This is a genomic window from Thermoleptolyngbya sp. PKUAC-SCTB121 (assembly GCF_016919485.1).
Classification (GTDB): Bacteria; Cyanobacteriota; Cyanobacteriia; order Elainellales; family Elainellaceae; genus Thermoleptolyngbya; species Thermoleptolyngbya sichuanensis.
Genome location: NZ_CP070366.1, coordinates 3977804 through 4002184, shown reverse-complemented (window position 1 = coordinate 4002184; position 24381 = coordinate 3977804). Strand labels below are relative to the sequence as shown.

The window sequence follows — 24381 nt, the reverse complement described above, 5'->3', positions numbered from 1 at the left end:
GTCAGGAATTTACTATTTCCAGTTATAGAGGTTTTGGGTGCAAACCCGATGTATTTAGGACTGGGCCTGAAGTGGGCAATTCCGATCCCCCCTTCAGCCTAAAAAGGCCGAGGGGGGATGCAAGAGTTGCCTTATCGCGCCACTAGACGGTGGTTAGCTCGGCGGGCAGCCGCTTGAAGGCCAGCCGCTCGTGCTCCACATCGACGTAGATCGTGTTGCCGTCGGTGAATTCGCCGCGCAGGATGGCTTTGGCGATCGCCGTTTCCAGTTCGCGCTGGATGGCTCGCTTTAGCGGACGAGCGCCGTAGACCGGGTCGTAGCCCACATCGGCAAGGAAGTCGAGGGCTGCGTCGGAGAGGCGCAGCACCATCTTGCGGACTTCCAGACGTTGTTCCAGCCGGGCCACTTGCAGGCGCACGATGTTCCGCAGTTCCGACTTTTGCAGGCTGTGGAAGATGATGAATTCATCCACGCGGTTGAGGAATTCGGGACGGAAGTGCGATCGCATCGCCTCGATCACCCGACCCCGCATTTCGTCGTAGCGGCTGTTGTCGCCGGCCACGTCGAGGATGTATTGCGAGCCGATGTTGCTGGTCATGATGATGATGGTGTTTTTGAAATCCACCGTGCGTCCCTGAGAATCGGTAACGCGCCCATCATCGAGGATTTGCAGCATGACGTTGAACACGTCGGGATGGGCTTTTTCGATTTCGTCGAACAGCACCACGGCATAGGGGCGGCGACGAATTGCTTCGGTGAGTTGTCCGCCTTCGTCGTAGCCGACATAGCCCGGAGGCGCACCGATGAGCCTGGAAACGGCGTGTTTCTCCATATATTCCGACATGTCGATCCGCACCATTGCTTCTTCGCTGTCGAACAGGTAGCTGGCCAGGGCTTTAGCGAGTTCCGTCTTGCCCACGCCCGTCGGCCCCAGGAAGATGAAGCTGGCGATCGGGCGGTTGGGGTCGGAGAGTCCGGCGCGCGATCGCTGGATCGCGTCCGCCACAGCGGTCACGGCTTCGTCCTGCCCAATCACGCGGCGGTGCAGTTCGTCTTCTAGGTGCAGCAGCTTCTGCATTTCCGACTCCACCAGCTTGCTGACGGGAATGCCCGTCCACTTGGAGATAATTTCTGCAATATCGGACTCGGTGACTTCTTCCCGCAGCAGAGATTTGCCGCTGGTTTGGGTCTGCGTCAGGCGCGTTTCAGCATCAGCCAGTTCTTTTTGTAAACTAGCCAGCTTGCCATACTTCAACTCCGCAGCGCGGTTGAGGTCATAGTCGCGCTCAGCTTGCTGAATTTCGATGTTGACCTTTTCGATCTCTTGCTTAATGCGCTGGATATCCTGAATGATGCCTTTCTCCGCATCCCACTGAGCATTTAGCGCAGTTTGGGTTTCCTTGAGGTCAGCCAGTTCTTTTTCGAGCCGCTCTAGGCGATCGCGCGAGGCGGTGTCCGTTTCCTTTTGCAGCGACAGCTTTTCCATCTCAAGCTGCAAGATCTTGCGGTCTACCTCGTCCAGTTCCTCTGGCTTGGAGGTAATTTCCATCTTCAGCTTGGCGGCGGCTTCGTCCACCAAGTCGATCGCTTTATCGGGCAAGAAGCGGTCTGAAATGTAGCGGTTCGACAGCATGGCAGCCGCCACCAGCGCACTGTCGGAGATCTTCACGCCGTGGTGGTTTTCGTAGCGTTCGCGCAGACCCCGCAGGATCGAGACGGTATCTTCCACCGACGGCTGATCCACATACACCTGCTGGAATCGGCGCTCCAAGGCTGCATCTTTTTCGATGTACTTGCGGTATTCGTCCAGCGTGGTCGCGCCAATGCAGCGCAGTTCGCCCCGCGCCAGCATGGGCTTCAGCAGGTTGCCCGCATCCATCGCGCCCTGGGTTGCGCCCGCGCCGACGACGGTGTGGATCTCGTCGATAAACAGAATAATTTGCCCGTTGGAGTCGGTGACTTCCTTCAGCACCGCCTTCAGGCGTTCTTCAAACTCGCCGCGATATTTCGCGCCCGCAATCAGTGCGCCCATGTCCAGGGCAATCAGCTTGCGGTCTTTCAGCGATTCGGGTACGTCGCCCTTGACGATGCGCTGGGCCAGCCCTTCGGCGATCGCCGTTTTGCCCACGCCCGGTTCGCCAATCAGCACGGGGTTATTCTTTGTGCGGCGCGACAGGATTTGGATCGTGCGGCGAATTTCGTCGTCCCGCCCGATCACTGGGTCAAGCTTGCCCTGCTTGGCCGATTCGGTCAGGTCGCGTCCGTATTTTTCCAGCGCCTCGTATTTGCCTTCGGGGTTTTGGTCGGTCACTTTTTGGCTGCCTCGCACTTGTTCTACGGTTTGCTTGAGCTTGGCTTCGTCGAGCCGGATATCCTGGAACAGCGATCGCCCAAATCGGTCATCCTTGGGATAGGCCAGCAGCAGGTGTTCGACGGAAATAAAGTCGTCACCTAGCTCCTTGCGGGCGGCTTCGGCGCGATCTAGCAGCGTGTCGAGCGATCGCCCCAGATACACCGACGAACCGCCGCCGGATACCTTCGGCTGCCGCGCAATGTAGCTATCGGTAAACTCGCGCACCCGCTGCACATTTACGCCCGCCCGGTTGAAAATGCTGACGGCCAGCCCGTCTTGCTCTAGCAACGCCTTCATCAGGTGTTCGGTTTCAATCTGCTGCTGTTTGGACTGGCGGGCAATTTCCTGGGTGTTGACAATGGCTTCCCAGGCTTTTTCGGTGAATTTGTCAGGACTAGTCGGTTGCATAGCGTCGTTAGAAGTTGGGGGTTAGGGGTAAGAATTTTAGATTTTGGGATTTTGGATTTTGGGATTTTGGACGTTTAGGAGCCATCGGGTTTGAGCCGAAACCGAAAATCGAAAATCCAAAATCCGCTACCGGAATCCCTGAAGCGTGGGATCATACAGTCTGGCTAATCGTCCGGCTTACAGTCCGGCTTACAGTCCGGCTTACAGTCTGGCCAACCCGGTATATAAACTCATTCTACGGAGGGAGGGGCGATCGCCAGGATCGGGCTTCCCACCCCGCGCAATACGGTTTCCATTAATTTTTCTTAAAACAATGGGAAACGGGCAGACAAAGGCGGTTTGACGGGTTCACGCTTGAGAAATTGCCCCTGAGAAATGGGCATTCTGAAACAGGGCTGTCTGAAACAGGGCTGTCTGAAACAGGCATCGATGGTTTCGGGATTTGCCATTGGATACGGCTAATGAATACGGCTAATGAATACGGCTAGTACAGTAGCGAGCGCCGGGGTGCGCGGTAGGGCAAAGCAATGTTAATCGGCGGGCGGTATGAAACGATTCGAGAATTAGGGCGCGGGGGCTTTGGCAAGACGTATCTGGCCGAAGACACTTACCGTCGCAATAGCCCCAAGTGCGTGGTCAAAAAGATTCAGCCCCAGTCGAAGCTGCCGTCGGTGTTGGCTCCAGCGCGATCGCTCTTTGAAGCCGAGGTCGAGAAGCTGTATCTGATCGGCAAGCACGACCAGATTCCCAAACTTTACGACCATTTGGAGCAGGGTGGCGAGTTTTATCTGGTGCAAGAGCTGATCGACGGGCACGATTTGCGGCAGTCGCTCTTTTTGGGCGATCGCCGCGATGAGAAAGAAGTGCTGGGCTTTTTGCATGAGGTGCTAGAGATCCTCGCAGTGGCCCATGCCCAGAACGTCGTGCATCAAGACCTGAAGCCACAAAACCTGCTGCGCCGCTGGAGCGACAAAAAGCTAGTGCTGATCGACTTTGGCAATGTCAAGGTGATCCGCCATTTGATGGTGAATGCCGAGGGCAAGCCCTACTTTACGCAGACCGTTGGTACGGCGGGCTACGTGCCGCCCGAACAGTCTGCCGGACAGCCCATTCCTGCCAGCGACCTTTATGCGCTGGGAATGCTGGCAATTCAGGCGCTCACGGGCTATTCTCCCAAACAGCTTCCCCGCGATCCGGCGACAGGCGAAATCGCATGGCGGGACGAGGCGCGGGTCAGCGCTCAGCTTGCCGATGCGCTGGATGGCATGGTGCGTCAATCCGTCGAGCAGCGCTTCCAGTCCGTGGCCGAGGTGCTGGCGGCGCTGCCTGCACTGCCGACTGCAAAAACCCTCTCCCCAGAAGAACTCGCTAGCTTTTTGGGCGAGCCAGAACCGCCGCGCTATGAACTGGCGATCGCCCCCCAGTTTGACCTAGCACGAAACTTTTCTGAGGGGCTGGCGGCCGTCGTGCTAAAGAATCGCCTCGGCTACATCAGCACGTCTGGCGAAATTGCCATCCCGCTCAAAATCGAAGTCGATCCCATCGGCATCTACCGCGAAGGGGCCTACGAGTTCTCTGAGGGGCTAGCGCGAATCTCCGTTGGGCAGCGCTGGGGCTACATCAATGATCTGGGAAAACTGGCGATCGCCCCCCAGTTCGACAGCGCTGAAAACTTCGTCAACGGGCTGGCGCGGGTCGAGCAAAACCACCGCTACGGCTACATCGACACGCGGGGGCAATGGCTGATCAAGCCGCAGTTTGAGAGTGCCGCGCCCGCCTTCCGCGAAGGATTGGCGGGGGTGGAAATCGACCATCGCTACGGCTATATCAGCCCCGCCGGAAAAGTCATCATCCCGCCCCAGTTCGACAGCGCCGACGAGTTCTCCGAAGGGCTGGCCCGCGTCACGCTCCAGGGCAAATACGGCTTTATCGACAAAACGGGCGCACTGGTGATTCCTGCCGAGTTTGACGTGGCCCACACGTTTCAAAATGGGCTGGCGCGAGTCCGCATCGACGGGCGCTACGGCTACATCAACCCCGCAGGCGAACTCGTCATCCCCGCCCAGTTCGACGACACCTTTAGCTTCACCGATGGACTCGCCCTCGTGCGCCACGAAGACCGCTATGGCTATATTGCTCCAGAGGGCAAAGTCGTCATTCCGCTGAAGTTTGAAGATGCCTTTCCCTTTTCTGAAGGTCTGGCCGCCGTGAAGCTGGGCGGACTCTGGGGCTTTATCGATCTCCAGGGAACCTTCGTGGTTGAGCCGCAGTTTGCCGACGCTGGCTCCTTTCATGGCGATCGCGCTGCGGTCAAGCAAGGCGGGCGGTGGGGGTATTTGGGCAGGGCGTGAGGGAAGAGGAAAGAAGAAAGAAGAACGAAGAGGGAAGAAAAATGAAGAACGAAGCTTTTTCCTTTTTCGTTTTTCCTTCTTCATTTTTTCTGCTGTCACCCCGTCACGCCGTCGCACCCCTGAAGCCCTACATACACCAGCGCCAGCAGGCTCAGCAGCACCAAAATTTTCAGCCCTTTGGTAAATCGCCTAGGGAAACCTTTTGCCAATTTGCGAGTCGGAGGCATAAGTGTCGGAGGTATTACGTACAGCGCCGCCATGCAGTATGGGTCAATCTGTGCCTAACATTCTAGTGGGCAAGAACGAGCTTAGCTAGAGCAGACCAATCCTGATTCCCCGGAAACCCTCTCCCGAAATATCCCGAAATATCCCGAAATAGTCTATGGAACGTCGCACCTTTCTCGGACTGACTGCCGCCAGTGCTGCCAGCGCTGCCCTGCCTGCTTGTCGATCTGCCGAGCCGCCCGGCCCGCCTGCGGCAGGAGGCACTTTTCAACAGGTGGGAACCCTGAGCCAGCTTGCCCAGAGTGGCGATCGCCTCAATACCCAAGTGGGCACTGCCCCCATCACCCTGCTCAAAAATCCCGACAGCGGCGACCTCATGGCCGTCAGCCGGATCTGTCCCCATGCGGGATGCACCGTCGAATGGCGAGAGCAAACCGCCCTCTTTGCCTGCCCCTGCCACAATTCCCTCTTTTCGCCGACGGGCGGAGTCGTGCAGGGCCCTGCAAACCGGGCGCTGGCGACCTATCCTGTCAAGGTAGAGGGTGAGACGATTTTGGTACAGGGGTAAGACGAGTGGCAGAGGGTTGGAGTATTGAAGTGCCAGAAACGCAGTTGGACGATTTCTCGCGGGCGCAGCCCGCGAGAAATCGTCCAAAACCCAAAGAGCTTATCGCAAGTGCGTAAGTCCTGAAAGTGACAAAGTGACCGCGTTTTGAAATAATCCAATCCATCACCCTCATCCCCCTAGACACAGTTCAACCAACGGTCTAAATTCTCTAAATAACGTTTTGGCTGCAATGCGATGACTCAGACCGTCAAGCAGGTTGGCGAGGTGCAGGTGCGCCCAGTGCTATCGCCGGGCGACCAGGAGCTATTCCTGGATGTGCCGTCGGTGGTATATGCGGGCGATCGCCACTGGGTTCCGCCCCTCCGCAGCAGCATCGCCAAGTATTTCAAACCTGAGAATACCTTTTTTGAATACGGGCGCTTGCAGCAGTTCATCGCCACGCGCTTTGGGCCAAACGGCACGCAGCCCGTGGGGCGTGTGGTGGCTGCGGTGAACGATCGCCTGATTGCGCGAGAGGGCGAAAATATTGGATTGGTGGGCTTTTTTGAATGCATCGACGAAGCCGAAGTCGGCAAGGCCCTGCTCGACTCGGCCTGCGACTGGCTGCGGCAGCAGGGCATGAGCCAGGCGCGAGGCCCCATCGACCTATCAACCCACAACAACTGCCTATTTTTGGTAGACGGGTTCGACTCCATGCCCTATATGATGATGCCCTACAACCCGCGCCACTATCCCCGCCTGTTTGAGCAACACGGCTGGCAAAAAGCCAAAGATGCCTACGCCTATCTACTGGATCTCACAAAGCCCCTGCCCCCAGAGTTTGAGCGGGCACACCGCATTGCCTCAAAATCAGGCATCACCTTCCGCAACCTGCGACTCAAGGGCGATGAATTTATCGAAGACTGCACCGCAATTTATCACCTGTTCAACAAAGCTTTTGCCGACAACTGGAGTTCTACACCGCGCACGCTAGAGGAATTTCTGGAAGAGGCCAAATCGCTTCAGGATATTGCTGACCCTGACGTGTTCATCATTGCAGAATACGAGGGCGAAATGGTGGGCTTCTTTATGGCACTGCCCAACTACAGCCCCGTGCTGCAAAAGGTGAATGGCAAGCTAGACTGGCTGGGCATTCTGAAATTTCTCTGGTATCGCCGCAGCATCGATACGGGGCGCGTCGTGGCGATCTGCTCCCTGCCGGAATATATCCGCAAACTGGTGCCAATGGCATTGATTTATCTGGGGCGAGAGGGCGGTGTGACCAAGCGCAAACCTTACCGCGAAGCAGAACTCTCCTGGGTATATGAAGACAACATGCCATCACGTAAGATTATCGAAGCGACGGGCGCGAAGATTTACAAGACCTATCGCATTTACCAAAAGAGTTTGTGATGAGGGAATCAGGAGCGATGAGTCATAGACGGATGGGCTGGGCAAGGTTGACGGTTTTGGGGACGATCCTGGGGGCGATCGCCCTGGCATCTTGCCGAGATCCCCGAACCAGCGACGGAACGCCCCCTCCCGCCACGCCTGTTGCGCCCGCCTCACCTGATGTCCCCATATCCAGGCAGCCCGTTACCTGCAACACGACCAACTACTTTGCCGAAGTGCTGTGGGAAAACAACCAGCCCTTGATGTCGTTTTTGCAAAAGCCTAATCTAAACAACCTCAGCCGCGCACCGGGCGTAACAGTCACCAGCAATCCCGACGGCAGCACTACCTATGGATATAAAGGTGAAGCCATTTTCTACGCCCGCGTCTTTCCCGATGGCACCTGCTTTGTGCAATCCCTGACCAGTTCGGGGCAACTCCTCGTCGAAGAGTCCGGCAGAATTGCCGAGTTCACGCCCGCCCCGCCGCCCCCCGCGCCAACTCCCGCGCCGCCCGTCACCGTAGCTCCGGAGGAACCCAACCAGGACAACCTATCCATGACCTGCAACGGCACGGTGCAAGATCGCGTTGATTTCACCGCCTTCTACACTCGTGAAGCCGGGTTTAGCCGCGTCGAGTTTCGCCCCCGCACGTCCACCAACGTCCTCACCTCCAGCCTGTCCTACGTCGGCAAAAACGCCGCCGGAGAAACCATCTGGAAAGGCAATGTGGCCCAGATGGCAGACACTACGCTGGTTCACCTGTCGCCCTTTCCTGCCAAGCGCGGCGATCAGGTGTCGGTCAGCTACGACGGTCAATGGGGACGAGCGACCTGCCAATAGGAATTAGGGAGCAGGGTTTTGGATTTTAGATTGGGGATTTTGGATTGTGGATGTTGGATTGTGGAATCAGCCCAATCCCGCTGCCAAAGCCAAACGCCCCAATTTCCAAGCCTGTATCCTCGCCAAAATCCAAAATCCAAAATCCCACCATGCCTCGTCCGTTTCACGTTGCGTTTCCTGTCCAAGATCTATCTGCAACCCGTGTCTTTTATGAGGCTGTTTTGGGTTGTGCGGTAGGCAGAACCGATTCGCGATGGATTGACTTCAACTTGTTTGGGCATCAGGTGACGGCGCATTTAGTGGACGATGCCCCAGGGGTAATGGGCACCAATGCCACCAATCTAGTCGATAGCAAAGCAGTGCCCACCCAGCACTGGGGCGTGATTTTGGAGATGGATGAGTGGGAGGCGCTGGCAGAAAGGCTGCGATCGCACGGCGTGGCGTTCATCATTGAGCCGTATACTCGCTTCAAAGGCGAAGTGGGCGAACAGGCAACGATGTTTTTCCTCGACCCCAGCAGCAATGCGCTAGAGTTCAAGGCGTTTGCAGACGATGCAGCGATCTTTGCCACGTCGTAGCTTGGGAAATCCGTCATCCGTCATCGCTTATCCGTTATCCCTTAAAGGAAGGAGAGAGGGAGGGCGATCGCCCTCCCTCTCTCCCAATCATTACTCCCAATCATCACCCTGCTAGCGTGAGCCAGAGCCTCGATAAATGCGATCCTGCTGTTCTGGCGACAGGCGCGTGCGAGGAAACCAGTGCGCCCCGCGAGACGCGCCTGAGCTAGAAGTTTCTGACGCAGCAGGTGGGGCAGACGTTACGCCCTTAGATGCGCCATTACCCGCGCCAGTGCCGTTCGATGCGCCATTGCCGTTCAACGCGCCAGCACTACTACCGTCGCTGTTGCCCGAACTGCTGCTAGCGCTGTTGACATACCAGGTATTGCTGGTGTTGGTACTGCTGCTTTTGCTGCTGGCAGCGCTAGCCGCCGAACCTGCCGGAATCTCACAAGTGATCGGCGCATCCGTCAGCAAATCGGGATCTAGCTCGTCTTCCGGAAGCTGGGCATGGGGTGGAATGTAGGCGTGCTTTTCGGCATCGTAGGCCCACACCTCGCCGCGATCCATATCGTAGATCCAGGCGTAAATCTTGAGCGTGCCGTCGTATAGCTTGGAGTGAATCGACGGATAGGTTTTTAGGTTTTCGATCTGCGTCAGGACGTTTTCTGCAATCGTGGCGTTTAGCAGTTCCTCGCCCTCTAGGTGGGTGTAGTTTTCCTTGATCAGCAGACGAGTAGCCTCGGCGTGCTTTAGCCAGTTGTAGACCAAGGGCATCTTTTCCTCTAGCGTGTTCAGCTTGAGCAGCCCTTTCATCGCGCCGCAGTGAGAGTGCCCGCAAATCACGATATCGCGAATGCCCAGCGCTTCTACCGCATACTCGATCGACGCGCCCTCGCCGCCGTTGGTTGCGCCATAGGGCGGAATGATATTGCCTGCGTTGCGGATTACAAAAATCTCGCCCGGTTCAGCGTTGGTCAACAGTTCCGGTCCAACCCGCGAATCGGCACAGCAGACAATCAGCGCCATCGGATGCTGCCCTTGTGCCAATTCTTCGTAGAGGTCGATATGAGTGCAATAGAAGCTCTTTTTGAACTCACGCAGACCCTTAATTAATTCTTTCATGGCGAGATGCCTTGGGCGATGAAAATACGGGAAGAGGGGGTTAAAAGGCGCTTGCTTTGACCAACTTACTCTCTCTGACTAAATCTAATCTCTGAATCAATCTACAGAGAACGGGCAAAGTCGGTGCGTCTTAGCAAGCAATCTTTATTATCGAACAGCACGGCCCGTCTTAGTGTTTATGGATGCTAATCGGAGCAATAAGCAAGGGAGAGAAGTCGGCAGCCTAGACTAAACCCGCGCCAAAGCCCTGGCTCCTGCCCTTGTTTTCCTGAAATCGGCGGCAATTCTTCCTGCCAGCGTCTCTCACACTACAATGAGATGCAGCCTGCTGAAACGCAGTGCGATGCAGCCTGTAAACGCCCTCTGATTTAACTCGCAACACAACCCATGACCGCTGACACCCCGAATTCCTCCCTGAATCGTCTCAATCGTTTTGACTGGCGGCTGTGGAATCGCTTCGTGGCGATCGCCCAGCCCTACTGGTTTCCCACCGGGCGCGGCGGCTGGCAGTTTTTTGTGCTGCTAGGGCTATTGATTGTGTTTCTGTTTGCGCTATTGGCCACGGTGGTGGGCCTGCTCACGCTTGCGATCGAACGAGGCTTTCCCGAATTCATGGCAGAAACCGCAGGCGGCATGGTGTCTTTGGCAAATACGCTGTTCAGCCCGCCGATGGTGTTTGTGCTGACGGCGGGGCTGATTGTGCCCTGGATTGCGTTCTTTTTTGCGCGAGACAAGGTGCTACCGCGCTGGCAGCAGTGGACGTTTTTGGCGGCGCTGCTGCTGCTACTGCTGTGTGTCAGCGGCATGAACGTGGTGATCAGCTTTGTGGGCAATTTCTTCACCACGGCGCTGGCGGAAAAAGATGCGCCGACGTTCTGGCGATTTTTCATCGTGTATGCGGGCGTGTTTGCGATCGCCACTCCCTTTGTGGTGTTCTACCGCTATGTGCAAGACCTGCTGGGGCTGCGCTGGCGCGAGTGGATGACCAATAGCTTTTTGGGACAATACTTCAGCAATCGCGCCTATTACAACCTCAACTCAGACGACCTGATCGACAATCCCGACCAGCGCATCTCCCAAGACATCAACTCCTTCACAAGCTACAGCCTCAACTTCCTGCTGATCTTTCTGGGGTCAATCATCGACGTGATTTCCTTCACGGGCATCTTGCTGTCCAAGTCTGTCGGTCTGACCGTATTTCTGATTTTTTACGCCCTAGTGGGAACGGTCGTTGTGGCGCTGCTGGGGCGACGGCTGATTTCGCTCAATTTCAACCAGCTCAAAAAGGAAGCCGATTTTCGCTACGGGCTGGTGCATGTGCGCGACAATGCCGAATCGATTGCCTTCTACCAGGGCGAAGCGCAGGAGGCAGGGCAACTCCAGCGACGGTTTGTAGAGGTGCTGCGGAACTACCATTTCCTGATTGGCTGGCAGCGAACGATGGGCTTTTTTCGCACGCCCTACCGATATCTCACCTTCATTCTGCCGTCTGCGATTCTGGCTCCGATGCTGTTTCAAGACCAGATTCGATTTGGCGACATCAGCCAGGCCAACTTCGCCTTTTCCCAAATCTTTGAAGCCTTTGCCCTAGTCGTTTTGCAAATCAACCAGCTCAGCGAATTTGCGGCTGGCGTAAACCGTTTAGAAACCTTTACCGAGTCCCTCCAAGACAAGGTAGACAAGCCCCTGGAAGCAGGCGAAACTGCCATTGATACTGTGGAAGATTCTCAAATCTCGCTGGAGCATGTGACGCTGGTGACCCCCAAAAATCAGCGCCTCCTAGTCCGCGATTTGTCCGTCAAGCTGGAGCCAGGTCAGGGACTGGTGATCGTGGGCCACAGCGGCGCGGGCAAGAGTTCCATTTTGCGGGCGATCGCCGGATTGTGGAACCAGGGCACCGGTCGCATTGTCCGCCCCGACCTAGACGAAATGCTGTTTTTGCCCCAGCGGCCCTACATGGTGCTGGGCACGCTGCGCGACCAGTTGCTCTATCCCCATCCCGACGCACTCATTGACGAGGGGCAGTTGCGCTACGCCCTAGAACAGGTGAATCTGTCGGATTTGCCGGAGCGGGTCGGCGGCTTTGACGTGGAGCTAGACTGGGCCAACGTGCTGTCTTTGGGCGAACAGCAGCGCCTCGCCTTTGCCCGCCTGCTGCTGACCCGGCCGCGCTACGCCATTCTAGACGAGGCCACCAGCGCTCTGGATTTGGCAAACGAGCGCCGCCTCTACGACCAACTCCGCCAAAAAGACACCACCTACATCAGCGTTGGCCATCGCCCCAGCCTGCTGAAATATCACGACTACGTGCTGGAACTCACAGGCGACACCACTTGGCGGCTCACGCCCACGGCTGAATATCAGCCCGATGATTACGTTTTCGCCTGATTTCCCGATCAATTCGATTCAATTCGCTTCGATCTATATCTTCGATCTGTATCAATGCTTCGATGAATGGTTCTCGACCCTAACCTTACGCTCCCTGGCGACTCACCCGTCCTCGATCCGGTAGATGCGCTGCTGAGTCGCTTTACCCATTTTGGCGTGGAACTGGGGCTAGAGCGGATTTCGCGGCTGCTGGCGGCGCTGGGAAATCCCCAGCGACAAGTGCCCGTGCTGCACATCGCAGGCAGTAATGGCAAAGGATCTGTATGTGCCTATTTGTCTGCCGTGCTGATGCAGGCGGGCTATCGAGTGGGACGCTATACATCCCCCCATTTGGAACACTGGTGCGAACGGATCTGGCTCAACGGCGAGGATATCTCGGTGAACGCGCTGCACTCGCTTTTGGAAGAAGTCGTGGCCGCGATTGATCCCAACTACCCGTCGCCCACCCAGTTTGAAGTGGTCACTGCTGCGGCATGGCTATACTTTGCGCGACAGCAGGTCGATGTAGCGGTGATGGAAGTGGGGCTGGGCGGGCGGCTGGATGCCACCAATGTGTGCGATCGCCCCCTCGTCAGCCTCATCACCTCCCTCAGCCGCGAACACTGGCAGCGCCTCGGCCCCACCCTGGCCGACATCACCGGCGAAAAAGCCGGAATCCTGAAAGCTCGCTGTCCAGCGGCGATCGCCCCCCAGCCACCAGAAGCCGCCGCCGTGCTGCAAGCCCGTCTGCACGCGCTCCAGTGTCCTGCGATCTGGGTGCAGCCTGCGGTCGATCTGGGCAACGGCTGGGCCGAGTGGCAGTGGGATGGCGGGTTAGGTAGCGAGATAGGCAACGAGATAGGCAACGAGGTAGATAACGCCCCACGCCCCAAAGCCACCATCTCCTACCCGCTACCCCTCCCCGGCGCACACCAGCTCACCAACTCCGCCGTTGCCCTAGCTGCCTTGCAGCTGCTGCGGCTGCGGGGGTGGGCCATTTCGGATGCAGACATCGTGGCAGGCATGGCCAGGACGCAGTGGCGCGGCCGGATGCAGTGGATGGACTGGCAAGGGCATCGGCTGATGATCGACGGGGCGCACAATCCGGCTGGGGCGATCGCCCTCCGGCAGTATGTCGATCAGCAAATCGAGCAGGGCGATATTGCTCCGCAACGCTGGCGCGACCGCTGCTCGTCCCCCATCACCTGGGTCATCGGTATGATCGGCACGAAGGATCACGCGGACGTATTTCGGGCGCTGCTGCGGCCGGGCGATCGCCTCCATCTTGTCCCTGTTCCAGAGCATTCTCCCGTTGACCTGGAAAAGCTGGCCGCGCTGGCCACCGAGGCACAGCCGCAACTGGCGCGATCGCAACAGCATTCGGACGTATGGCCAGCACTGGAGGCGGCCTTCAGTGCCTCTGAAGAGTCTGCCCCTGGTGCTACACAATCGGGCGATGGCGCACCCTTGGTCGTGTTGTGTGGATCGCTGTATCTGATTGGGCATTTCCTGAAGCGCTGTCGGCTGACAAGCACCAAGAATCTTGCGTAATCTGGTTCATTTTTGGCGCAAGTGACATAGGATGTAAGCGCATAGAGAGCAGGCGATAGACAAACTCGTATAGAGCGTCCGCTTGGTTTATCAAAACGCTAAACAAGACCGTTTCATCTGAGAGTTGCGCTATGAGTAGGATTAAACATCGGGGAACCTCCGCCGCGACGCTGGTGTTTTTGCTATCGGCCGCGATCGCACCGTCCATCGCGGGGACTGCTGCCTGGAAGACAATGGGACTAGCGCCGGCCCTGGCTCAAAGCGGCACAACCGGATTTGCGCTGCCTGCCAGCGTTCCCAGCGGCACTCGTATCAATATCAACGGCTCCCCCAGCCTCAGCGCAATTAACCAGGCGTTCAAACAGCAGTTTGAATCCCGTTATCCAGGTACTCAGGTCAACCTTTCTGCCGACGGGGCCGAGGATGCGTTGCAGGCGGTGGATGCGGGCCGGGTAGATCTAGCGGCGATCGCCCGTCCGCTGACGGATGCCGAAAAAGCGCGAGGGCTGGTGGCGGTGCCTGCGGGACGGCGCAAAATTGCCTTTATCGTCGGCAGCAACAATCCGTTTAATGGCAGCCTCAGCGATGAAGCCGTGTCCCAAATTTACTGGGGCGATGTAACGGATTGGTCTGCTTTTGGCGGTGCGCCAGGAGCGATTCGCCCCATCGACCGACCCGAAGGCAGTGACCTGCGGCGGGCGATCGCCAGCTATGACAAATATCGAAGTCGTCCCTTTGGCAGTGGCGGCAGCGTGGTGCGGCTGAATCCAGACACCACCGATGAGCTAGTGCGGCAGTTGGGCAACGACGGCATTGGCTATGCGATCGCCGATGAGGTGCTGGGTCGCTCGGACGTTCGCGCTGTGCCGATGGACGACGTGTTGCCGTCTGACCCCCGCTATCCCTTCTCGCTGCCCGTGTTTTATGTCTACAAAGGGCCCCAGCCCAATGAGGCGGCCCAGGCGTTTCTGGGCTTTGCGACCGATGCCAATGTGCAGGCTGCGGTCAGCCCCGGTGCAAGTGGCGCACCTGTTGCCCCGCCCCCGGTCGCCGTTGCGCCGGCCTCACCCGCCGCGCCCGATGCCTCGCCCGTCGCGCCCGATGCCTCCCCAGTGCCCGATGCCTCGCCTGCGGAGCCTGCCGCAACGCCCGCGCCGGGTGAGCCTGTGCCTGGGGAAACGCCTGCGGGAACGGTTTCTCCTGCGCCAGAATCTCCGGCGGAGACTGCCGATGAGCCTGCGGAAGGCGGCAGTTTCCCCTGGTTCCTGCTGCTGGCTGTGCCGGTGCTGGGCGGGCTGCTGTGGTGGCTATTCCGCAAGCCCGAAGACGAAGCCCTGCTCGATTTGCCAGGTACGAGTCGGCTAGTGCTAACACCCCGCTCCTGCCGCGATGTCTATGCCTATTGGGAATTGTCGGAGGCGGATCGCGCATTGCTAGCAGAACAAGGCGGGCGCAATCTCCAGTTGCGGCTGTATGACGTGACGGGAAAAGACGCGAGCCGCGCCGACGAGCGCAATATGCAGCAGTTTGACTGCGACGAAAATACGCAAGATTTCCACATCCCGGTTGCCGAAGAAGCCGGAGACTACGTGGCTGAAGTCGGCTACCTGTCGAATGAGCGAGAGTGGCTGCCGTTGGCACGCTCGGCGGCGGTGCATGTACCTGCCTGCGTTCCGGGTGAAACCGAGGGCGGTTGGGCAGAGTCTGGCACTGGGTCGGGTACTGAGTCGGGCATTGCGATGGGTGCAGTGCCTCCGGTCGGCGTGCCAGCCCCGACTGCGCCGCCGATTGGGGCGATCGCCCCCAGCCGCATTATCCTGGTGCCCCGCGATGAGACCGATGCCTACGTGTATTGGGAAGTCTCGGAACAGCGGAAAGCAGCGGCGCGGCAAAACGGTGGCGAGGTGATGGCGCTGCATCTCTACGACGTGACCGAGCGCGAAGCGGGGGGTGTTCTGCGCCCTGTGCGCCAGTTCCAGTGCAACGAGGCCGTACCCGATTGCCACATCCCGATTCCGCAGCCCCATCGAGATTATCTGGTGGAACTGGGTTACGTGACGCGCGATCGCCGCTGGATCAAGCTAGCCCAGTCTGAACCTGTCCGAGTTCCCCCAGCGTCGGACGTGGTCACAGCGGAACAGGTGCTTGCGGCGGAACCTGACCCGCTCAGCAACTTAAACCTGAGCGACCTGGATCTGGACGACCTGGATCTGGACTTGTAGGATAACGCTGGCCACCGCGTGGTATCCTTAAAGCTTTGAAGAAGCTACCCGGACGAGAACCCACGGCGATTGTAGTTTCACAGTATAATCGCCGATATGGGTGAAGTTTTATTGACCTTGCCCGGTGAAGTTTTCAACTCACAAGTCCTCTACTTTAGAAAGCATCGAAGACGCAATCTGAGTAGACGGATGCCCATAGATCAACGCTGGGAGTCCTGCGCGTCTTGCGACGCAAGGCGCACAGGTTCTAGCGCGGCTCGAAGGTGTCCAACTGCTGAGATCAGCACGTCAGAAAAGCATTCTAAGGCTACTTTCACGAGGTAATCCTCACAACCCAACCATGAAACAAAAGCCGTGTGCGGAGCGGGGCATCTTGTCCCAAAACCAAACCACGCGGCGACACGCACACAATCAAGTCCCACGCCAGGGGAAGGAGACTCGAAATGACCCTAGATCAATCGCGGGCGATCGCCAGCAAGCCACTTGCAACAGCAATCGTTTCTGCCAACCCAACCTGTTTGTACCCCTGGGATACGGGACATGCCGTTGCCGAAGTGCAGGAACTCCTCTGCGCTCATGGCTATCGGGTTAAGGTGGATGGGGATTTTGGCTGGCTAACAGAAGAAGCAGTTCGCGCCTTCCAGCGCCGGCAAAATCTGCGGGTAGACGGGATCGTTGATCCAACAACCCTCGCCACCCTCAAGGCCACCCTCCAGCCCGGCTGTCGCACTCTGCGCCCTGGCCATTCTGGAGCCGATGTCTACGTATTGCAGAAAGTGCTGAATCGATTGGGCAATGCTTTGACCGTGGATGGCGTGTTTGGCGAAAAAACGGCTGAGGCGGCGATCGCCTTTCAAGCCCAAAACAGCCTCACCCCCAGCGGCACTGTCTGTCCCCGAACCTGGACGGCGCTCCACAAAGCGCTCAATCCTGACCCCCAAACTGCTCAGCCTGAGCAACCCAGGGTGAAAATGCATCGTCTGCGCCGTCTGGTGCCTGCTCTTGGGCGAGTTTAGCCGGCCGTCGCCATTGTCGAGTTGAGAGGTTTAATTATTTTGGATAGCCATAGTTGAGTGGGGCGCTTAATCAAGCGCCCCACTCTTGTTTTGTAGCGACTTTGTGTAGCGACTTTTGTAGCGTGTTCTGTAGCGATTTTGTGTAGCGACACTGAATTTTTAGCAATACAGATTAGCGATATAGGTCTTGCTGCGAAACAAAACTGCGAAACAAAACACAGTTACACACAAAACATGGTTACACAAAATAATTGCTGACCCGCAGCGCACCCCGGTTGGCATCGCTCGCGTCAAACTGCATTCCCGGCATCGCCACTAGAAAATCATTGCGGGGACTGAAGCCTGCCTTTGGGTCATTAAAAGTCAGATAGCGGGTGCCTCGATAGGTAAAGAACGTCGCCTCCAGCGCCCTCAGCGCTTGTTTGCCTCGCTGCTTCTGGTTTTTGTCGGCAAAGGCGAGCCGGGTGGCATCCAGCAGCGTTTTGGCGCGAATCCTGCCTGCGTTGAAGAGCTTCCTGGGCAGATCAGGAGTGGCAAGATTATCGTCAAAATCAAACTGAATGACATCGGCCGGCCCAAAGTTCAAAATGCGATCGGGTCTGCGAACTGGAGAGGTTTGCAGGGCTGCTCTGAGCGTTGCGCCTGCGAACACATGCACATCGGCCCCCAGCCCGCCGTCGTAGGTGTCTTGCCCCAGCCCGCCGACCAGCGTATCGTCGCCGTCGCCGCCAACCAGCAGGTCGTTGCCTGCCAATCCCCAAATTCGGTTATTCGCGGCGTTGCCTGTCAGGGTGTCGTCATTTTCAGTGCCGATAAATTCGATTTGCAGGGGTGTGCCGCCGCCTGTGCCGCCGCCTGTGCCGCCGTCCGTACCACTACCCGTACCGCCGCCTGTGCCGCCACCCGTGCCGCCGTCCGTTCCACCACCTGTGCCGCCACCCGTGCCGCCGCCCGTTCCACCACCTGTGCCGCCGCCTGTGCCACCCGCTTGAATTGTGATAGTCGCGGCTGCAAAGGCTGCGCTGAAGGGAGTAGAGCTGCCGTTTGTGCTGGTATTAGTGCGATCGCCATTCGATTTACCATCCGTCGTATCCCACCCTCGAAAGGTGAAATTCGACGTGCCATTAAATCCAGCATTTGGCTGAAACCGCACCCGCGTCTGGGTTTGCAGCACCAGTTGATAGAAATTCACCGATGCCCGCGCCGATGTCGTGTTGTCGCCCAAAAAGATGACATTGGGTTCTTCGTAGGGATCGATTGGTTCCGTGCCGCCCGGTGGTGTAACTCCTTCAAAGGCTGTGTAGTTTCGCAGCGGTCCAGACAGAATTTGATTGCCGTCGGCAAACAGCGTGTAGCGATTGCCCAGAATCGTCAGTCGGTAGTCGGCAACCTGATTGGTGTTAAAACTGACGGACTCTGCCGCCACAAACAGGTTGTTCGGCTCCCCGCCAGGATTGGGCGTGATGCCATCGCCCTGGGCAAAGATCTTGCCCGTTGAGCTATTAATCTGCTGAAAGCCCAGTTCAATCGCCTTGGTGTTGGTCTGGGTTGTCACGAGGATGCTGAAGCCGGCCCGGTTTTCGTTGCTGCGAGCCTCTGAAACGAAGTTAATGCTGAAGGCAACTGTAAATCCCTGGTCTGCATCCAGTTCTGGAAAACGGGAGTTGACCAGATTACCGCTGGTGTTTTTGTTGCCGTATCCAGCATAGGTCAAGTTTCGGATGCCTCCAGGAAAAGCAGAGTTCCCCAGCGTATTGAGATTCACGCCTCCAGCGATCAGTGATTCGGTCATGTCTCCCAAATTGCCAAAGGCTAGCCAGGGCTGGTCGGTAGGTTTGGTGCCCAATAGTCCGCTGTAAAGGGTTTAGGCTCCCAGGATGAGGGAAGAACTCTCGGAAACGGAGCCGAAATCAATCCAGGTAGTGCCGCCGTTGAGAGAATATTGCCAGGTGCCGTTGGTATTGTCTGCGCCTGTGATGGCGATGCCCGTGGGGTCTCCGTTGGCATCGGTGATCCCGCTGCCGACGAGTTCCGACAGGCTGATGCCGAGGTTGGCGGCTGGGGAAATATCAGCGGCGATCGCCCCCAGAGTGATGGCTCCTGAGGTGTCCAGCACGGGCGCAAGATTTGCCATAGAACTTTCTTATTTCCCCTAGTTTCCGACGTACTCGAGATCAGCGGTATGAACTACTACAAAGTGTCCAGTATGGCGACTGAAAGAGTAGCCGCCATACTGGAAAAACTACGCAGAGCTTACCCAAATCTTCTTTTCAACTAAACAGCAGTCAGTAAAAATTCCTACAACTTAATTCCAGCGATGCAGATCTATGGTGCAAATTCCGCTATGCAAAATAGGACGGCACTTGCAGCACATTTGCGCTAGCGTCGCTACCCAGAACGGTTCTCAAGTTGCCCTGAAATGCCACGACCATATCGTTTTTGGCATTAAACCCGCGAGCTGTATCATTGACTGCCAGATAGGATCTCTGTCCAAATTGAAAGAACACGGCCTGTTGGGTACCGAGCGGCTGGCTGCCTCGTTTGCGCGGGCTAACATCAGCATAGGCCTGGCGAATCGCGGCTTGCAGGTTTTTCGCCTGGATGCGCCCTGCGTTGAACAACCTGCGGGGACGGGCAGGGAAGCCGGAAACCGCAATTTCTAGGCGATCGCCCTCTCGAAAATTAGCACCCACAATCGTATCCATTTGCCGCAGCGTCGAGTTCTTTAACGCTTCTGGGAGCGAGCAGCCTGCAAATCGATAGATATCTGCCCCTTCACCACCTTCAAGGGTATCTTTGCCTAGACCGCCGACCAGCGTATCATTACCCGTCCCGCCAACTAAAACATCGTTGCCATTGTCGCCGCAGAGCAGATCATTGCCCTCGCCGCCAATCAAAGTATCATTGCCGTTGCCGCCTTTCAGTCGGTCATTGCCAAATAGCCCTTCTAGCCGGTCGTCGCCATCTAAACCTTGAAGAGTATTATTCCTCTCCGTGCCAATGATCACGTTGTTTGCGGCATCGCCAGAAACCAAATCATCAATACCAACGCTGGTGTCTGTGGTGTAGCAGCCACAGCAGATGCAGTCAGTCACGGGGATACGAACGAAACCATCATCTGGAATTGTTAAGATCACCGTCGCCGCCACCGCCGCCACCGCCGCGACCACCGCCACCGCCACCACCGCCGCCGCCAGCACCACCGCCAGCACCACCGCCGCCGCCAGCACCACCGCCGCCGCCAGCACCACCGCCGCCGCCAGCACCACCGCCAGCACCACCGCCCGATCCACTGCCAGAATCACCAGGCCCAGACACCGGACCACCACCAGAACCCACATCAGGATTGCTGGAACCAGGACTATCAGGATCTACAACAGGAGGGTCAACCGGGAAGACCGGGGGGTTGCCTTTGTTGTCATCTCTGTTGCCATTTTCGAGATCTACTACGTCTTCCATAAATTTATTGGTTGCTGATTATTGGTTGCTGAGGAGTTTACGCGATAGGATGCTCAGGGAAAACAGTCGCATTTTGGAGAACTTCTGTAATTACCCTGACTAATCTAATATGGCATTGCAGGTTTGAGGTTTTCACAAAGCGCTTCTCGTACTACGTGATCTTTAGAAGAAGTTATCACTGAACACTTCGGCAAATCTTTATTTGAAAATGCATAATGTGATTTGAAAATGCCTAATGTATGAGTTCTTGTTTTGCTTTGCGCTCAATAACACGCTGCATCCGGTGTTTACCGCCCTTTGCGAGGTGAGAGCTTTAGCTTTCTGACTTTTCCAAAAATCCTGTAGAAGCGGTTTAGGTGTAGTGCAGAGCGGATAACTGCTAATTCCTTAGTTTCCCGGCCGCACTGGCTCGTCAGACTGGCGCGGCGTGGGGCGATCGTCGGGGCTGGCGGGGGTTGTGATCACGCGATCGACTGCCAAGTTGAGCCGATAGCGCAGCCCCTCGCGGCCTCTAGACACCACGACAAATTCGTAATAGCCGCTCTGGGGAAGGGTTCCTGCCCAGCGGGTTGTTTCAGAGTCTTCCAGGATCGGCGGCACCTGGGCGCTGGGGGTCGGTGGGTAGATGGAAAACAGCGCCGCGCCAGAATTGGTTTCCAGGTCAAACCGGGCGGGCTGCTCGGCTTGCAGGTTGGCAATATAGACCCTGCCCTCCCCAGGTTTGAGGTTGCCGCTTACTGATTCGCCTAGCGATCCGGGTGAAAACTCAATGCGGCTGAGGGTTTTACCCGACTGCATCGCCGCCACCTGATCCGCCGCCATGCCCTGCCAGACTTGGCCGATGGGGGCGTTGATAAAATCCTGCCCACGCAGGTCGGGGAAGCGGTTGAAAAACTGTGCATCGGTCAGGTCATTGAGGGCGCGGCTGCTGACGTAGAGTTTGTTCACGGCATCTCGCCAGGCCGTGCGATCGCTCGTCGAATATTTCCCCAGTTTGCGCCGAGCCGTGCTGCTGAGTTCCTGCTCAAAGATATCCAGCCACTCAGTGGCGATCGCATCCCAGCGTTCTCGCCATTCTGCATCTGCCTCGCCTTTACCCAGGCTGCGGCCACCCAGTTCGGGATAGCGCTGGTGAAAGGTGCTATCGGTAATTTGCACCAGAAAGCCAGAGTCTACGCCCAAATCCTGCCGTCGTTGGGTGAGAGCTGCTTTGCGCTGGCGCTCCTCTGCCGAAAATTCTGGCTCTGGCGACGGGCTGACGGTTTCCACCACGTCCGGCGGCGACTCGCCCCCCGGCAGCAGCGATAGCCACACGTCGCGCGTCCCCCACACGGCCGCAGACACCCCTGCGGCGATCGCCACCGTTGCCAAAATCGGCCCCAGCCCAATGCCACCCAGGGGAGCCTTTGTTGCAGGCAAGCGGGGCGCAGGCGCAGGCACAGGAACCGCCGCCGTAGGCGCTGGGTTCGGCGGCGGCGAAACGGGCGGCTGGGGCGAAACGGCGTAGGTTGGCTGAGTCGAGGGCGGCGCGTAGGCGGCGGGTGGCAAGGTTCCTGGTGGGGGCAGCAGGCTGGGATTCGCTCCCGGCAGGGGTTGCAGGGCTTGCAGCACCTCAGCGGCGGTCTGGAAGCGATCGCGCGGCGAGTCGGCCAGCATTTTCATCAGCGTGCGGCTGAGCGTTGGACTCAGCTTGATCCCCTGCCGCCACGTACCCGCCGACAAATCGCCCAACTCCCCCGGTTCCTTGCCCGTCAGCAGCACCAGCACCGTCACCGCCAGCGCATACAAATCGCTGTGGGCATAGACCTGGCCGTGATCCATCTGCTCGTCTGGCGCATAGCCGACCTTGCCGACGCGGGTCGGCGTGGGGGCGCTGGGCGTATACTGCGAGGCGACGGACGCGGCGACCTGCTTTACGCCGCCAAAGTCGATCAGCACGGGCAGTTGATCGGCGGTTCGCAAAATCAGGTTATCCGGCGCAATGTCGCGATGCACCACGCCCAGGCTGTGGATATAGTGCAGCACGGGCAGCAGATCGCGCATCAGTTGCGTCACTTCCGCTTCCGAAAAGGTTTTTCCCTGGAGGCGGCGCTGATCTAGCAGTTGGCGATAGGTCGGCCCGTCCACATAGTCCTGCACCAAAAACAGACTGGGCTTGCCGTTGAACTGGGTGCGGCAGAGTTCCCGAAAGCGGGGAATCTGGGGGTGCTGAAGCTGATACAGCACGCCCGCTTCTCGCTGAAACAGTTCCTCTGCCTTTTGCAGGGCGTAGCTGCTCTGCACCTGGGGCGCAAACTCCTTCAGCACGCAGGATTCCCGAAAGCGGTTCTGGTCTTCTGCCAGGTACGTCCGCCCAAAGCCACCGTGCCCCAGCTCGCGCACAATCTTGTAGCGATCGCCCAATAATTCCTGCCCGCCCGCCGCAGCCGACAGTGCCTCTCCACACCGGTTGCAAAAGCGGCTGCCGGGGGTGTTGGCGTGGCCTTGGCTGCAATAGAGCGACATGGCGGAAAGGGTGGGGGGTTAGGGTTGCAAAATCCTGGAATGCTTGAGCAGTCGTTGAATTCCGAATAATTCCGATAATTCTGAACTGCAAGCTGACCTGGCTAAACCTAGCCTAGTCTAGCAAAGGGAGCCGGGAGGAACTGCAAGGGCCCCTGACCGATCGATAGGCGAATCTGCCCAGACTGATCTGCCCAAGCGAATCTGCCCAGGTAAATCGGCGGTTGCCTATTCGTGTTTTACTGGCATTTATGATTGGGTGTTTAATCCTTCTACAACCGTTTTTGCGAACGGTCTGGACGCTGGATCAACGGAATTTGGATCAACTGTGGGAACTGTTTTGCGCCTGCGATCGCCCTCTATAGCAATCAAGAAGTGGGGCAATCGAGACGTGGGGCAATCGGGATGTGGGGCAATCGGGGTGTGAGGGCGATGGGCTGAACCTATGACCAAGCTGATTATTCAAATTCCCTGCTACAACGAAGAAAAGACGCTGGGGCTCACGCTGTCGGAACTGCCGCGCCAAGTTCCGGGAGTAGACGTGGTGGAATGGCTGATTATTAACGACGGCAGCCGCGATCGCACGGTGGACGTGGCCAAAGCCTACGGGGTCGATCACATCGTCAACTTTTCGACCAATCAGGGCTTAGCCAAAGGTTTCATGGCAGGCTTAGAGGCTTGCCTCAGGGCTGGGGCCGATATTATCGTCAACACCGACGCAGACAATCAATATTGCGCCGAAGACATTCCCCGGCTGATCCAGCCAATTTTGCACAAGCAGGCGGAAATCGTCGTTGGCGAACGCCCGATCTGGGAGACAAAACACTTTTCCACCACCAAAAAGGTGCTACAAAACCTGGGTAGCTCCATCGTGCGGCTAGCTAGCAATACCGACGTGCCCGATGCGCCCAGCGGGTTCCGCGCCTTTAGCCGCGAGGCCGCCATGCAGCTTAACGTGTTCAACAACTACACCTACACGCTGGAAACCATTATCCAGGCGGGGCAAAAGGGGATGGCGATCGCCTCCGTGCCGATTCGCACCAATCCGCAAACCCGCAAGTCGCGCCTGGTTCGCAGTATTCCGTCCTACGTGTGGCGATCGGCCACCACGATTCTGCGAATCTTCATGCTCTATCGGCCGCTGCGCTTTTTCCTGATGGCGGGCACGCTGCCAATGGGGCTGGGCGCACTGCTGGGCCTGCGCTGGCTGCTGCTGTACTGGTTCGATGACCCCACCCGCGCCCGTGCGCCGAGCCTAATCTTGGCGGCGGTGCTGGTGCTGATCGGCTTCCAGCTTTGGATGTTTGGACTAGTAGCAGACTTGATGGCGGCAAATCGGCAACTGCTGGAGGAAAATCGCCTGCGGCTACGGCGCATCGAGTTGGAGCGGGAGAGACAGAAAGGGGAAAGGGCGCTGGAATGAATGATGGACTGGAATGAATGGATAGAAATGATGGAATGGGA

General features: G+C 57.6%; 18 protein-coding genes. 10 read left to right on the top strand and 8 right to left on the bottom strand.

Going from position 1 to position 24381, the window contains the following annotated elements; all coding sequences use genetic code 11:
• Positions 1 to 142: 142 nt before the first annotated feature.
• Entirely contained in the window at positions 143 to 2761 is a 2619-nt protein-coding gene (gene clpB / locus JTM80_RS16375; protein WP_172354260.1) for an ATP-dependent chaperone ClpB, read from the bottom strand.
• Positions 2762 to 3288: 527 nt separating this feature from the next.
• Between clpB and JTM80_RS16370 the strand changes: the two genes are divergently transcribed.
• Positions 3289 to 5112: a WG repeat-containing protein gene (locus JTM80_RS16370; protein WP_172354261.1), complete on the top strand. Its 1824-nt coding sequence runs from the start codon at positions 3289 to 3291 to the stop codon at positions 5110 to 5112.
• A gap of 95 nt (positions 5113 to 5207) precedes the next feature.
• Here the strand turns inward: JTM80_RS16370 and JTM80_RS23150 are convergent, their stop codons facing one another.
• Positions 5208 to 5339 carry a hypothetical protein gene (locus tag JTM80_RS23150; protein ID WP_255548789.1) on the bottom strand — a complete coding sequence of 44 codons (132 nt, stop codon included), beginning with the start codon at positions 5337 to 5339 and terminating at the stop codon, positions 5208 to 5210.
• A gap of 155 nt (positions 5340 to 5494) precedes the next feature.
• On the opposite strand from JTM80_RS23150, the gene JTM80_RS16365 reads away from it, so the two are divergent.
• The 3 genes from JTM80_RS16365 to JTM80_RS16355 all read left to right on the top strand — a co-directional run bounded on the left by JTM80_RS16365 (position 5495) and on the right by JTM80_RS16355 (position 8118).
• Complete coding sequence (locus JTM80_RS16365; protein WP_205369839.1) at positions 5495 to 5905, top strand: ubiquinol-cytochrome c reductase iron-sulfur subunit; 411 nt, start codon at positions 5495 to 5497, stop codon at positions 5903 to 5905.
• Between the two features lie 234 nt (positions 5906 to 6139).
• Positions 6140 to 7297 (top strand): hypothetical protein, encoded by a 1158-nt coding sequence (locus tag JTM80_RS16360; protein WP_172354263.1) that lies wholly within the window; start codon positions 6140 to 6142, stop codon positions 7295 to 7297.
• Between the two features lie 17 nt (positions 7298 to 7314).
• Positions 7315 to 8118: a hypothetical protein gene (locus JTM80_RS16355; RefSeq protein ID WP_172354264.1), complete on the top strand. Its 804-nt coding sequence runs from the start codon at positions 7315 to 7317 to the stop codon at positions 8116 to 8118.
• Between the two features lie 25 nt (positions 8119 to 8143).
• Here JTM80_RS16355 and JTM80_RS23145 read toward each other — a convergent pair whose 3' ends face one another.
• Positions 8144 to 8269: a hypothetical protein gene (locus tag JTM80_RS23145; protein WP_255548788.1), complete on the bottom strand. Its 126-nt coding sequence runs from the start codon at positions 8267 to 8269 to the stop codon at positions 8144 to 8146.
• Here JTM80_RS23145 and JTM80_RS16350 point away from each other — a divergent pair.
• Entirely contained in the window at positions 8253 to 8696 is a 444-nt protein-coding gene (locus JTM80_RS16350) for a VOC family protein (protein WP_399367937.1), read from the top strand. The two genes, JTM80_RS23145 and JTM80_RS16350, sit on opposite strands and share 17 nt — an antisense overlap.
• Before the next feature lie 111 nt (positions 8697 to 8807).
• Here the strand turns inward: JTM80_RS16350 and JTM80_RS16345 are convergent, their stop codons facing one another.
• Positions 8808 to 9800 carry a carbonic anhydrase gene (locus JTM80_RS16345; RefSeq protein ID WP_172354266.1) on the bottom strand — a complete coding sequence of 331 codons (993 nt, stop codon included), beginning with the start codon at positions 9798 to 9800 and terminating at the stop codon, positions 8808 to 8810.
• A 387-nt stretch (positions 9801 to 10187) separates the two neighbouring features.
• Here JTM80_RS16345 and JTM80_RS16340 point away from each other — a divergent pair, with 387 nt between their 5' ends.
• The 4 genes from JTM80_RS16340 to JTM80_RS16325 all read left to right on the top strand — a co-directional run bounded on the left by JTM80_RS16340 (position 10188) and on the right by JTM80_RS16325 (position 16956).
• A complete protein-coding gene (locus JTM80_RS16340; RefSeq protein ID WP_172354267.1) occupies positions 10188 to 12188 on the top strand; it encodes an ABC transporter ATP-binding protein/permease in 2001 nt (666 codons plus the stop codon).
• A 66-nt stretch (positions 12189 to 12254) separates the two neighbouring features.
• On the top strand, positions 12255 to 13718 hold the full coding sequence (locus JTM80_RS16335) for a folylpolyglutamate synthase/dihydrofolate synthase family protein (RefSeq protein WP_205369837.1): 1464 nt from the start codon (positions 12255 to 12257) through the stop codon (positions 13716 to 13718).
• A gap of 131 nt (positions 13719 to 13849) precedes the next feature.
• Positions 13850 to 15940 (top strand): DUF4912 domain-containing protein, encoded by a 2091-nt coding sequence (locus JTM80_RS16330; protein WP_205369836.1) that lies wholly within the window; start codon positions 13850 to 13852, stop codon positions 15938 to 15940.
• Positions 15941 to 16383: 443 nt separating this feature from the next.
• Complete coding sequence (locus tag JTM80_RS16325; RefSeq protein WP_172354270.1) at positions 16384 to 16956, top strand: peptidoglycan-binding protein; 573 nt, start codon at positions 16384 to 16386, stop codon at positions 16954 to 16956.
• A gap of 238 nt (positions 16957 to 17194) precedes the next feature.
• Here JTM80_RS16325 and JTM80_RS23140 read toward each other — a convergent pair whose 3' ends face one another.
• The 4 genes from JTM80_RS23140 to JTM80_RS16305 form a co-directional block, all read right to left on the bottom strand.
• Complete coding sequence (locus tag JTM80_RS23140) at positions 17195 to 18802, bottom strand: bluetail domain-containing putative surface protein (protein WP_205369834.1); 1608 nt, start codon at positions 18800 to 18802, stop codon at positions 17195 to 17197.
• A gap of 18 nt (positions 18803 to 18820) precedes the next feature.
• Positions 18821 to 19090 (bottom strand): hypothetical protein, encoded by a 270-nt coding sequence (locus JTM80_RS16315; RefSeq protein ID WP_172354271.1) that lies wholly within the window; start codon positions 19088 to 19090, stop codon positions 18821 to 18823.
• Between the two features lie 208 nt (positions 19091 to 19298).
• On the bottom strand, positions 19299 to 20285 hold the full coding sequence (locus JTM80_RS16310) for a calcium-binding protein (RefSeq protein WP_205369833.1): 987 nt from the start codon (positions 20283 to 20285) through the stop codon (positions 19299 to 19301).
• A gap of 517 nt (positions 20286 to 20802) precedes the next feature.
• Positions 20803 to 22920 carry a serine/threonine-protein kinase gene (locus tag JTM80_RS16305; protein ID WP_172354272.1) on the bottom strand — a complete coding sequence of 706 codons (2118 nt, stop codon included), beginning with the start codon at positions 22918 to 22920 and terminating at the stop codon, positions 20803 to 20805.
• Between the two features lie 442 nt (positions 22921 to 23362).
• On the opposite strand from JTM80_RS16305, the gene JTM80_RS16300 reads away from it, so the two are divergent.
• Positions 23363 to 24340, top strand: a complete 978-nt coding sequence (locus tag JTM80_RS16300; protein ID WP_172354273.1) for a glycosyltransferase family 2 protein — start codon at positions 23363 to 23365, stop codon at positions 24338 to 24340.
• Positions 24341 to 24381: the final 41 nt, after the last annotated feature.